Source organism: Variovorax sp. TBS-050B, from assembly GCF_029893635.1.
Taxonomy (GTDB): domain Bacteria; phylum Pseudomonadota; class Gammaproteobacteria; order Burkholderiales; family Burkholderiaceae_C; genus Variovorax.
In genome coordinates, this window is sequence record NZ_JARXYR010000002.1 from 29,480 (window position 1) to 40,943 (window position 11,464).

Here is an 11,464-nt window from a genome sequence, read left to right on the forward strand (position 1 = left end):
TGAAGGAGTACCGACGATGAAACGACGAACGCTTGCCGCCCTCGCCGCCCTGGCGCTTTCCGCCGCCTGCCTGCCGGCGCTCGCCCAGGCGCCGGCGCCCAAGACGCTCAAGGTGGTGGCGCATGCCGACCTGAAGATCCTCGACCCGACCTTCACCACCGCCTACATCTCGCGCAACTTCGGCTACATGGTCTACGACACCCTGTTCGCGCAGGATGCGAGCGGCAAGCCGCAGCCGCAGATGGTCGAGAAATACACCGCCTCGAAGGACGGCCGGCAGTGGAGCTTCACGCTGCGCCCCGGCCTCAAGTTCTCCGACGGCAGCGCGGTCACCGCGGCCGATGCGGTCGCCTCGCTGCAGCGCTGGGCCGCACGCGACAGCCTCGGCCGCGCCATGACCGCGGCCGGCGCCGAGTGGAAGGCCACCGACGCGCGCAGCTTCACGCTCACGCTCGCCGAGCCCTTCGGCATGGTGCTCGACGCACTGGCCAAGCCCTCGGGCTTTCCGCCGGTGATCCTGCCCGAGCGGCTCGCGAAGATGCCGGCCACCGCGCCGCTGCCCGAGGTGCTGGGCTCCGGGCCCTTCGTCTTCAAGCGCGACGAATGGGTGCCGGGCAACAAGGCGGTGTTCGTGCGCAATCCGCACTACGTGGCGCGCAGCGAGCCGACCAACGGCCTCGCCGGCAGCAAGAAGAGCAGGTTCGATCGCGTCGAATGGCTCTACCTGCCCGATTCCAACAGCGCCATCGCGGCGCTCAAGCGCGGCGAGGTCGACCTGGTCGAGCAGCTGCAGCCCGACTACATCGCGCCGCTGCGCGCCGACAGCAGCGTGAAGATCGGCTCGGGCGGCGCCTACCAGGGCTTCCTCGTGATGAACCAGCTGCATCCGCCCTTCAACAACCCGAAGGTGCGCCAGGCCCTGCTGCAGGCGGTGAACCAGGAACGCTTCGTCGCGGCCATGGGCTATCCGCTCGACATGCGCATGGCCTACTGCCCCACCTTCTTCATCTGCGGGAGCCCCAACGAGACCTCGGCCGGCGCCGAGCCCTACCGCAAGGCCGACGTGGCCAAGGCCAAGAAGATGCTCGCCGACGCCGGCTACAAGGGCGAGAAGGTGGTGCTGCTGGTGCCGAGCGACGTACCCTACCTGAACGCCGAGGCGCTGATGGCCGCGCAGACGATGAAGAGCATCGGGCTTAACGTGGATGCGCAGACGCTCGACTGGGCTTCCATCGGCGCGCGCCGCGCCAAGCGCGAGGTGCCCGAGGCCGGCGGCTGGAACATGTACGTGACGGTGGCGGGCGAGTTCGACGTGAACTCTCCGATCAGCAACGCCTACCTGGGCGCCGCCTGCGGCAACACGCTGCCCGGCTGGCCCTGCGACAAGACGCTCGACGAGCTGCGCACCGCCTGGCTGAAGGAAACGGTGCCCGCCAAGCGCCGCGAACTGCTCGACGCCTTCCAGGCCCGCGCCTACGAAGCGGTGCCCTACATCAACGCGGGCCAGTATTCGGCCGCCTTCGCCGCGCGCGCCGACCTCAAGGGCCTGGACAAGCTCTGGGCCGGCATGCCGGTGGTCTGGGCGCTCGACCGCTGACCGGCGCCGCACAGGGACTCCGCCGTGGGCTACATCGTCCGACGCTTTCTCTCGACGCTCCCCGTGATGGCGGTGGTGGCGGTGGTGGTGTTCCTGCTGATCCACCTCTCGCCGGGCGATCCGGCCGCGCTCATCGCCGGCGACCTCGCGAGCGTGGAGGACATCGAGAAGCTGCGCGCCGCGCTCGGGCTGAACCTGCCGCTGTGGCAGCAGTTCGCGCTGTGGATCGGCAAGCTCTTCACCGGCGACCTGGGCACCTCGATCTTCACGCAGGTGCCGGTCGCGCAGCTGCTGGCGCAGCGGCTGGAGCCGACGGTGTCGATCGCCGCGCTGACCATGCTGATCACGCTCGTCGTGGCGGTGCCGCTGGGCACGCTCGCGGCCTACCGCGCGGGCAGCTGGGTCGACCGGCTGGTGATGGTGTTCGCGGTGCTCGCGTTCTCGGTGCCGGTGTTCCTCGTCGGCTACCTGCTGATCTACGCCTTCGCGATCCAGCTGCCCTGGTTCCCGGTGCAGGGCTATGCGCGCTTTTCCGACGGGCCGGGCGAGTGGCTGCGCTCGCTGGTGCTGCCCTGCGTGAACCTCGCGCTGGTGTACATCGCGCTCGTCACGCGCATGACGCGCGCCACGGTGCTCGAGGTGCTGCACGAGGACTACATCCGCACCGCGCGCGCCAAGGGCCTGGGCGTGCTGCCGGTGCTCGGGCATGCGCTGCGCAATGCGGCCATTCCGATCGCGACCACGGTCGGCGTGGGCATCGCGCTGCTGATCGGCGGCGTGGTGGTCACCGAGACGGTGTTCGCGATCCCGGGCGTGGGCCGGCTCGTGATCGATTCGGTGCAGCGCCACGACTATCCGGTGATCCAGAGCGTGCTGCTGCTGTCGGCGGGCGTGTACGTGCTGATCAACCTGCTGATCGACCTGAGCTACCGCCTCTTCGACCCCCGAATCCAGTACTAGGCCATGTCCACCGTGCTCCCGATGAGTGACCTCTCCACGCCGGCCGCACCGGCCGCCGACGAAGCGCCCTTCGTGCCGCCGCGCTGGCGCTGGGCGCGCAAGCATCCGACGCTGATCGTCGGCGCGCTGCTGCTGATCGCGGTGGCGGCGCTTTCGATCGCCGCGCCGTGGCTCGCCACGCACGATCCGCAGGACATCGATCCGCTCGCGCGCATGCAGCCGCCTTCGGCCGAGCACTGGTTCGGCACCGATGCGCTGGGGCGCGACGTGTTCAGCCGCGCGGTGTGGGGCGGGCAGGTGTCGATGATCGTGGGCGCCGCGGTCGCGGCGCTGGCCACGGGGCTGGGCGTGCTGATCGGGCTGTTCGCGGGCTTCGTGCGCTGGGCCGATGGTCCGGTGATGCGGGTGATGGACGGCCTGATGGCGATCCCCGGCATCCTGCTCGCGATCGCGCTCATGGCCGTTACGCGCGCGAGCCTCACGACGGTGATCGTGGCCATCACGGTGCCCGAGATCCCGCGCGTGGTGCGGCTGGTGCGCTCGCTCGCGCTCACCCTGCGCGAACAGCTCTACGTCGAGGCCGCGCATGCCGTCGGCACGCGGCTGCCGACGATCCTGCTGCGCCACGTGCTGCCCAACATGGTGGCACCGCTGATCGTGCAGTCGACCTTCGTCGCGGCCGCCGCGGTGCTGACCGAGGCCGCGCTCTCCTTCCTCGGCGTCGGCGTGCCGGCGCAGACGCCGAGCTGGGGCAACATGATGGCCGAGGGCCGCAACTTCGTCGCGGTGGCGTTCCACATCATCCTGTACCCGGGCCTGCTGCTGGCGGCCACGGTGCTGGCGATCAACCTGCTCGGCGACGGCCTGCGCGATGCGCTCGATCCGCGCCTGGCGCGGCAACTGTGAGGTGCGCACGATGACGGCTCCCCTGCCCCCTGCGGCGCTCGCACCCGGCGAACCGCTGCTCGAAGTCGACGACCTGCGCACGCACTTCCATACCCTGAACGGCGTGGTGCGCTCGGTCGACGGCGTCTCGTACACGGTGCGCGCGGGCCGCACGCTCGGCGTGGTCGGCGAGTCGGGCTGCGGCAAGAGCGTGACCGCGCTGTCGATCCTGCGGCTCGTGCCCACGCCGCCGGGCCGCCACATGGGCGCGGTGCGCCTGCGCGGCACCGACCTGATGCAGCTGAGCGAGCGCGAGATGCGGCAGATCCGCGGCAACCGCATCTCGATGATCTTCCAGGAGCCGATGACCTCGCTGAACCCGGTGCTCACGGTGGGTCGGCAGATCGCGGAGACGGTGCAGCTGCACCAGAAGGCGAGCCGCGCCGAGGCGATGCAGCGCGCGGTCGAGATGCTGCGCGTGGTGCAGATTCCCGAGCCCGAGCGCCGCGTGAACGAATACCCGCACCAGCTCTCGGGCGGCATGCGGCAGCGCGTGATGATCGCGCTGGCGCTCGCCTGCAACCCCGAGGTGCTGATCGCCGACGAGCCCACCACCGCGCTCGACGTGACCATCCAGGCGCAGATCCTCGAGCTCATCAAGCGGCTGCAGAAGGAACTCGGCATGGGCGTGGTGATGATCACGCACGACCTCGGCGTGGTGGCGGAGAGCTGCGACCGCGTGGTCGTGATGTATGCGGGCCGGAAGGTCGAGGAAGCCGACGTGATCGACCTGTTCGACCGGCCGCTGCATCCCTACACCCGGGCGCTGATGGCGTCGATGCCGGCGATGAACGCCACGCGCGCGCGGCTCCACGAGATCCCGGGCCTGGTGCCCGCCGCGCACGAACTCGGGCGCGGCTGCGCCTTCGCCGCGCGCTGCGCCCATGCGCGCGAGCGTTGCCGCAACGAGGCCCCGCGGCTCGCGCCGCAGGGGGGCGACCACGAGGTGGCCTGCTTCGCGGTCGAGGAACAATGGAACGACGCCGGGGTGCCCGCATGACGACGACCGCCGCAGCCCCGCTGCTCCAGGTGCGCAACCTGCGCAAGCACTACGTCTCGCCCAAGCGCTGGCTGCGCCCGGCCAGGCCGGCGATCCAGGCGGTCGACGACGTGTCGTTCTCGGTCGCGCGCGGCGAAACGCTCTCGCTGGTCGGCGAGTCGGGCTGCGGCAAGACGACGACCGCGAAGTCCGTGATGCGGCTGGTCGAGCCGACCTCGGGCTCGGTGGCGCTCGAAGGCGAAGAGCTGCTGACGCTCCCCGCCGGCGAGATGCGCCTGCGCCGGCGGCAGCTGCAGATCATCTTCCAGGATCCCTACGCCTCGCTGAATCCGCGCCTGACGGCCGGCGACATCGTGGCCGAGCCGCTGCGCAACTTCGGCACGGACACCGCCGCCGAGCGGCGCGAGCGCGTGCAGTGGCTCTTCTCGCGCGTCGGCCTGCGGCCCGAAGCGGCAAGCAAGTTTCCGCACGAGTTCTCGGGCGGCCAGCGGCAGCGGCTGGGCATCGCGCGCGCGCTGGCGCTGAACCCGAAGCTCATCGTCTGCGACGAGCCGGTCTCGGCGCTGGACGTGTCGGTGCAGGCGCAGGTGGTGAACCTGCTGATGGACCTGCAGGCGGAATTCGGCATCGCCTACCTGTTCGTCGCGCACGACCTGGCCGTGGTGCGGCACATCAGCCACCGCGTGGCCGTGATGTACCTCGGCCACATCGTGGAGATCGCCGACCGCGACACGCTCTTCTCCGCGCCGCTGCATCCCTACACCGAGATCCTGCTGTCGGCCGTGCCGGTGCCCAACCCGCGCACCCCGGCGCGCCGCCTGCTGCTGCAGGGCGACCCGCCAAGCCCCGCGAATCCGCCGTCGGGCTGCCGCTTCCACACCCGCTGCCCGATGGCGCAGCCCGTCTGCAAGGTGCAGGCGCCCGTGTTGAGCGAACGTCCCTCGTCGTCGCAAGGCGGCCACTGGGTGGCCTGCCACTTTCGCTGATGGCGCCGGGTTCTTGTTCGGGGCGACGCTCAGGGCGACGGGGTGCCTTGCTCCGCGAATGTCCCCCGGGCTTCGCCCTCCTCCTTTATTTCGCTGCGCAAGGCACCCCATCACCCTGAGCGCGTTCAGTGCCGTCGCAGACCGCGAGCACCCACAGCGTGCCCCGTGCACAGGCCACCGGGTGCTTCCCGCAGCGAAATAAAGGAGGAGGCCGCAGGCCGGGGGACATTCGCGGAGGGAAGTACCCGGTGGCCTGTGCACGCGCCCTGAACAGACGCAAATCATCTCGAATGTAGAAAAGAAAGGACCGACATGAAGACCCCCCGTTACGACCTGCTGATCCGCGGCGGCACCGTGATCGACGGCACCAAGGCGCCGCGCTTCGAGGCCGACGTCGGCATCGTCGACGGCCGCATCGCCGCCATCGGCCAGCTCGCGGACCATGCGGCCGAGCGGACGCTCGATGCCACCGGCCGCATCGTCGCGCCGGGCTTCATCGACTCGCACACGCACGACGACCAGGCCGTGCTCTCGCAGGCACGCATGCCCTTCAAGGTGTCGCAGGGCGTGACCACCGTCGTGGCCGGCAACTGCGGCATCAGCGCCGCGCCGCTGCGCGCCGACATGGACCTGCCGATGCCGCTGAGCCTGCTCGACACCCCGGCCGAAGACCGCTTCTCCACCTTCGCGGCGTACCTCGACGCGCTGCGCGCCGCGCCCTCCTCGGTCAACGTCGCCGCCATGGTCGGCCATTCAACGCTGCGTGCCGTCGTCATGCCCGACCTCGACCGCCCCGCGGACGCAGAAGAGATCGCCGCCATGCGGGCGCTGGTCGAAGAGGCGATGCAGGCCGGCGCCATCGGCCTCTCGACCGGCACCTTCTACCCGCCGGCCACCAAGGCGACCCCCGAGGAGATCATCGAGGTCGCGCGCCCGCTCAGCGCGCGCAAGGCGCTCTACGTCACGCACATGCGCGACGAGGGCGACCGCGTCATGGAGTCGCTCGAAGAGACCTTCCACGTCGGCCGCGCCCTCGACATCCCGGTGATCGTGTCGCACCACAAGGTGCAGAACGCGCGCAACTTCGGGCGCACGAAAGTCACGCTGCCGTTCATCCGCGAGGCGATGCGCCACCAGTGCATCGGGCTCGACTGCTATCCCTACACCGCCGGTTCCACCATGATCCGCACCGACCGCGGCATGCTCGACGGCCGCGTGCTCATCGCCTCGAGCGTGCCGCACCCCGAATGCGCGGGCCGCGACCTGAAGGACATCGCGGCCGAATGGGGCGTGCCGGCCGAAGAGGCCGCGAGGCGCCTGCTGCCCGGCAGCGCGATCTACTTCATGATGGACGAGGACGACGTGCAGCGCGTGCTCGGGTTCGAGGACACGATGATCGGCTCCGACGGAATTCCGCTCGGCGACAAGCCGCATCCGCGCCTGTGGGGCACCTTCCCGCGCGTGCTCGGCCACTACAGCCGCGACGTCGGCCTGTTCCCGCTGGAGACCGCGGTCTGGAAGATGACCGGGCTCACCGCGCGCAACTTCGGGCTGCACGAGCGCGGCACGCTGACGCCGGGGCACCATGCCGACGTGGTGATCTTCGATGCGGCCACGGTGCGCGACACCGCGAGCTACGAAACGCCGGCGCAGCCGGCCGAAGGCATCGACGCGGTGATCGTGAACGGCGCCCTCACCTGGCACCGCGGTGCGCACACCGGGGCGCAGAACGGGCAGGTGATCGTGCGGCGGGACGCGGCCTGATCAATCCGGCGCGTTCATCACGCGCGCGAACTCCTCGTCCGCGGGCACGTTGTCGGCGTCGAGTTCGCTGGCATCGGTGAGGTCGATGCCGGTCTCCGAGAGGTCGTCGCCGACTTCCGAATCGGCTTCGTCGAAATCGTCGGCGGGCGAGTCGTCCTCATCTTCGTTCGATGGCGGGGCGGAACGCTTCTTGGCGTCGACGTGCTTCATGATCGGCTCCTCGGCGATGGAATGGCGAAACGGGCGAGAGCCCCCATGTTGCGCCTCTTTGGGCCGTTGTGCCCAAATCCCCGCGCCGCGGTCGGTTTCGGAACGTATCCGGCGGAACGCTCAGTCCTTGTGCGCGGGCGCGCCGGCGCCGCCTTCGCGCTCGTGCGCATGGCCTTCGTGCGATGAATGGTCGTGGCCTTCGTGGCCATGCGCCGCCTCCACCTGGCCGGCATGGCCGTGCCCCGCGTGGTCGTCGCCGTGCGCATGCCCGTGCTCGCCATGGGCGAGGCGGCTCACCAGCGCGACCAGCAGGATGCCGACCGCGAGCCACGCGATCTGCGCCACCGTCTGGCGTGCGGCGAGGCGCTTCTGCAACTGCGGAATCAGGTCGGCCAGCGCCACGTAGACGAAGCTGCTGCTCGCGAGCACCAGGAAGTACGGCAGCCATCCGTGCAGCTGGTCGACCAGCCACCAGCCCGCAATGCCGCCGAGCATCGTCACCGTGCCCGCGAGCGACACCTTCACGAGCGCCGCGCGCTGGTTGGCCGAGCTCTGGCGCAGCACGACGAGGTCGCCGATGTGGTGCGGCACCTCGTGCGCGAGCACCGCCACCGCCGCCACGAGGCCGAGGCGCATGTCGGCGATGAAGGCCGACGCGATCAGGATGCCGTCGCCGAAGCAGTGCACGCTGTCGCCGGTCAGCACCGCCCAGCCGCCACGGCCGCCCGCGCGCGGCGCATGCGCGTGCGCATGGCCGTGATGGTCATGGTGGGCATGCCCGTCGTGATCGTGATCGCCGTGGCCTGCATGGTGGTGCTCATGCCCGTGGTGCCACAGCTCGGCCTTGTCGAGCAGGAAGAAGAACACCAGCCCGAACAGCAGCACGCCGAAGAGCAGCGCGGGCTCGATGCGGCTTTCGAAGGCCTCGGGCAGCAGGTGCATGAAGGCGGTCGCGAGCAGCGCGCCGGCGGCCAGGCTCAGCAGGTGCTGCGAATTCAAGCCGCCCGAGCCGCTGCGCACGCCCACGCGCAGCAGCAGTGCGGCCAGCCACACGCTTCCGATGCCGGCCACCAGCGTGGCCAGGATGATCACTATCAAATTCATAGCTGCTCGCGCAATGTCGATGGGCGCAGGCGCCCGGTGTCGTTCATGAAAACAGAAAGGCCGTCACGCGGACGGCCTTCGGCGGTGGTGTGGCTACCCGGGTCGTCGGTCAGACGACGCCATTGGCTTTGAACCAGGCCGTGGCGCGCTGCCAGCCGTCGTCCGCCGCGCTCTTGACATAGCTCGGGCGGTAGTCGGCATGGAAGGCATGGCCTGCTTCGGGGTACACGACGAAGCTCGATGCCTTGGCAGCAGGCGTGCCATTTGCCAAGGCCGCTTTCATCTTATCAACCGTGTCAAGGGGGATGCCCTGGTCTTTTCCGCCATAGAGGCCGAGCACCGGCGCCTGCAGGCTGGCGGCCACGTCGATCGGGTGCTTGGGCGTCAGTTCGCTCGCGTTGCCGACCAGCCGGCCGTACCAGGCGACCCCGGCCTTGACCTTGCCGGTGGCGGCATAGAGCCAGACGATGCGGCCGCCCCAGCAGAAGCCGGTGATGCCGGCCTTGCTGACGTCGCCGCCGTTGGCCCTGGCATAGGCGAGCGCGCCGTCGAGGTCGGCCATGACCTGCGCGTCGGGCACCTTGGAGACGATGTCGGCCTGCAGCTTGGGAATGTCGGTGTAGCCGCGCGGATCGCCCTGGCGCGCATACAGCTCGGGCGCGATGGCGAGATAGCCGAGCTTGGCGAAGCGGCGGCAGGTGTCGGCGATGTACTCGTGCACGCCGAAGATCTCCTGGATCACGAGGATCACCGGCAGCCCGGTCTTGCCGGCCGGCGCGGCGGCATAGGCCGGCACCTCGAAGCCGTCGACGCTGTACTTGACCGGGCCGGCCTTGAGGCCTTCGGTCGAGGTGCTGATGGCGGTCTGCGCCATCACCGGCATGACGGCGGCGGCATAGCCCACGCCGATCGCGGCCTTGAGCGCGGTGCGGCGCGTCGCGCCCTGCGCGGTGCTCTCGCCGGGGCGCAGCGAATCGAAGTCGGATCGGAGGTCGGAACGGCTGTCGTCGCGAAGGGACATGGGAGGGGCTCCTGTGGATGATTCGTCGAACGAGGGGGCATGCGCGGAAAACGCACGCCGCAATGTAGGCGAAATCGACCCGCCCCGGCCGGCGTCAGGGTTGTACGTCGCGGTAGGCGCGCCGCGCGAGCGCGTCGGCGAGCACCTGCGCCGGGTCGACGAGGCGCAGCCCCGCGACGGCGGCCGAGCCCTGCAGCCCGAGCGGCACCTCGGTGCAGCCCATGACGATCGTGACCGGCCCGTGGCGCTCGGCCAGCTTCAGCGCCACCTGCGAGAAGCATTCTTCGGCGAGCGGCATGTTGCCCGCCTTCACGCCGTCGAAGATGCCGCGCATGATGACGCGGCGTTCCTCGGCCAGCGGCACGTGGCATTCGAGCCCCGCTTCGGCCAGCGCCTGCTCGTAGAGCCGCACGCGGTAGGTGCCCTCGGTGGCCATCAGCGCCACGCGGCCCGCGTCCTGCGCGGCCAGGTGCCGCGCCACCTCGCGCGCCATGTGCAGCAGCTCCACCTGCGGAAAGCGCTCCTGCAGCTTCGCATGCCATGCATGCGCGGTGTTGCAGGCGATCGCCACCGCCTGGCTGCCGAGCGCGGCCAGCCGGCCCAGCGCCTGCAGCATCGGCTCGAGCGGCTGGTGCGCGCCGCTATCGGCGGAGCCGAGCGCCTGCGTGCGGTCGGGCACCGGCACCTGCGCGAGCCAGTGCTCGGGAAAGGACTGGTCGCGCACCGGCAGCCCGCGCGCACGCATCTGCGCCGCGCAGGCTTCGACGAAGAGCCGCACGAAGTCGGCGCCGGCCGCCGGCCCCATGCCGCCGAGGATGCCGACGACGTTGGTGGGAGTCATGTGTGCGCGATCCAGGGCGAGCTCAAGTGGCGGGTTTGTCGCTTGGATGCTTGATGTTTTCCTTGAGCTGCTCGCTCATCGGCAGGTTCAGCGGCACGTTCTTCGGCGGGATCGGCGACATGAACCACTTGGTGTAGAGCTTCTCGAACTCGCCGCTCTTCATCAGGCCGGTGAAGGTGTCGTCCACGAGCTTCTTGAAGGCCGGGTCGTCCTTCGGCAGCATGCAGGCATAGGGCTCCACCTGCAGCGACTCGCCCACCACTTCGAAGTCGGCCGGGTTCTTGGCATTGGCGATCAGGCCGAACAGCAGGATGTCGTCCATCGCGAAGGCCACCGCGCGGTCGCTCTCGACGAGCAGGAAGGCGTCGGCGTGGTCCTTGCCGAGCACGATGTCCATGTCGAGGTTCTTCTCGGCGTTGTACTTGCGCATCACGAGCGCGTTCGTGGTGCCGGTGGTGCTCGCGACCGTCTTCTTGGCGAGGTCGGCGTAGCTCTTGATCTTCGAGGACTTCTTCACCAGCAGGCGGGTGCCGGTGTAGAAGTGGTTGACCGCGAAGGCCACGTCCTTGCCGCGCGCGGTGTTGTTGGTGGTGGAGCCGCACTCCAGGTCCACGGTGCCGTTGGTGATCAGCGGGATGCGGTTCTGCGAGGTGACCGGCATCAGCTGCACCTGCAGGTTGGGCTTGTTGAGCTTCTTCTTGACCGCCTCGACGACGGCGTTGGAGAGCTCGACCGAGAAGCCGATCGGCTTGTTGGGACCGTCGAGATAGCTGAAGGGCACCGACGACTCGCGGTAGGCGAGCGTGATCTTGCCGGACTCGGCGATCTTGGCCAGCGTGTCGGCGGCCTGGACGCCGGTGGCGGTGAGCAGCACCACGGCAGCGGCGGCCATCAATGCGGAGAGTTTCATGCGTGCCTTCTTCAGTTGGTTGACGGAGCGGCCAGTGTAAGAAGGAGTGACACATCGCGACAATTCCAAATGAACCCTAGGCCATACCCAAAGGTTATGGGTGGCCGCGGGCCGGCGCCGGGCCAT

At 69.6% G+C, this 11,464-nt stretch carries 11 protein-coding genes; 6 read left to right on the forward strand and 5 right to left on the reverse strand.

The features are described 5' to 3' along the window. Positions 1-16 precede the first annotated feature (16 nt). The 6 genes from M2165_RS02945 to M2165_RS02970 all read left to right on the forward strand — a co-directional run bounded on the left by M2165_RS02945 (position 17) and on the right by M2165_RS02970 (position 7,252). Positions 17-1,597, forward strand: coding sequence for an ABC transporter substrate-binding protein (locus M2165_RS02945; RefSeq protein ID WP_280813195.1), 1,581 nt, complete (start codon positions 17-19; stop codon positions 1,595-1,597). 24 nt (positions 1,598-1,621) lie between these two features. After that, positions 1,622-2,557 (forward strand): ABC transporter permease, encoded by a 936-nt coding sequence (locus M2165_RS02950; protein ID WP_280813196.1) that lies wholly within the window; start codon positions 1,622-1,624, stop codon positions 2,555-2,557. Between the two features lie 21 nt (positions 2,558-2,578). Further along, complete coding sequence (locus M2165_RS02955; RefSeq protein ID WP_280813197.1) at positions 2,579-3,463, forward strand: ABC transporter permease; 885 nt, start codon at positions 2,579-2,581, stop codon at positions 3,461-3,463. Positions 3,464-3,473: 10 nt separating this feature from the next. Next, a complete protein-coding gene (locus M2165_RS02960) occupies positions 3,474-4,502 on the forward strand; it encodes an ABC transporter ATP-binding protein (protein WP_280813198.1) in 1,029 nt (342 codons plus the stop codon). Next, a complete protein-coding gene (locus M2165_RS02965) occupies positions 4,499-5,488 on the forward strand; it encodes an oligopeptide/dipeptide ABC transporter ATP-binding protein (RefSeq protein WP_280813199.1) in 990 nt (329 codons plus the stop codon). Before M2165_RS02960 ends, M2165_RS02965 begins: the two co-directional genes overlap by 4 nt. A 312-nt stretch (positions 5,489-5,800) precedes the next feature. Further along, a complete protein-coding gene (locus tag M2165_RS02970) occupies positions 5,801-7,252 on the forward strand; it encodes a D-aminoacylase (RefSeq protein WP_280813200.1) in 1,452 nt (483 codons plus the stop codon). Here the strand turns inward: M2165_RS02970 and M2165_RS02975 are convergent, their stop codons facing one another. From M2165_RS02975 to M2165_RS02995, 5 genes are all read right to left on the reverse strand, one after another. Beyond that, the gene (locus M2165_RS02975; protein ID WP_280813201.1) at positions 7,253-7,462 is read right to left on the reverse strand and encodes a hypothetical protein; all 210 of its coding nucleotides are present in this window, start codon (positions 7,460-7,462) and stop codon (positions 7,253-7,255) included. It lies immediately after the preceding gene. Between the two features lie 120 nt (positions 7,463-7,582). Beyond that, on the reverse strand, positions 7,583-8,566 hold the full coding sequence (locus tag M2165_RS02980; protein WP_280813202.1) for a ZIP family metal transporter: 984 nt from the start codon (positions 8,564-8,566) through the stop codon (positions 7,583-7,585). Positions 8,567-8,675: 109 nt separating this feature from the next. Next, entirely contained in the window at positions 8,676-9,587 is a 912-nt protein-coding gene (locus tag M2165_RS02985; protein ID WP_280813203.1) for a dienelactone hydrolase family protein, read from the reverse strand. A 94-nt stretch (positions 9,588-9,681) separates the two neighbouring features. After that, entirely contained in the window at positions 9,682-10,428 is a 747-nt protein-coding gene (locus tag M2165_RS02990; protein ID WP_280813204.1) for an amino acid racemase, read from the reverse strand. Positions 10,429-10,450: 22 nt separating this feature from the next. Beyond that, the gene (locus tag M2165_RS02995) at positions 10,451-11,338 is read right to left on the reverse strand and encodes a transporter substrate-binding domain-containing protein (protein WP_280813205.1); all 888 of its coding nucleotides are present in this window, start codon (positions 11,336-11,338) and stop codon (positions 10,451-10,453) included. Positions 11,339-11,464: the final 126 nt, after the last annotated feature.

Bases quoted from the DNA above. Each gene is read 5' to 3' on its own strand.
- M2165_RS02990 (WP_280813204.1), bottom strand. From the start codon at position 10,428: ATGACTCCCACCAACGTCGTCGGCATCCTCGGCGGCATGGGGCCGGCG.
- M2165_RS02985 (WP_280813203.1), bottom strand. From the start codon at position 9,587: ATGTCCCTTCGCGACGACAGCCGTTCCGACCTCCGATCCGACTTCGAT.
- M2165_RS02975 (WP_280813201.1), bottom strand. From the start codon at position 7,462: ATGAAGCACGTCGACGCCAAGAAGCGTTCCGCCCCGCCATCGAACGAA.
- M2165_RS02960 (WP_280813198.1), top strand. From the start codon at position 3,474: ATGACGGCTCCCCTGCCCCCTGCGGCGCTCGCACCCGGCGAACCGCTG.
- M2165_RS02970 (WP_280813200.1), top strand. From the start codon at position 5,801: ATGAAGACCCCCCGTTACGACCTGCTGATCCGCGGCGGCACCGTGATC.
- M2165_RS02945 (WP_280813195.1), top strand. From the start codon at position 17: ATGAAACGACGAACGCTTGCCGCCCTCGCCGCCCTGGCGCTTTCCGCC.
- M2165_RS02965 (WP_280813199.1), top strand. From the start codon at position 4,499: ATGACGACGACCGCCGCAGCCCCGCTGCTCCAGGTGCGCAACCTGCGC.
- M2165_RS02980 (WP_280813202.1), bottom strand. From the start codon at position 8,566: ATGAATTTGATAGTGATCATCCTGGCCACGCTGGTGGCCGGCATCGGA.
- M2165_RS02955 (WP_280813197.1), top strand. From the start codon at position 2,579: ATGAGTGACCTCTCCACGCCGGCCGCACCGGCCGCCGACGAAGCGCCC.
- M2165_RS02995 (WP_280813205.1), bottom strand. From the start codon at position 11,338: ATGAAACTCTCCGCATTGATGGCCGCCGCTGCCGTGGTGCTGCTCACC.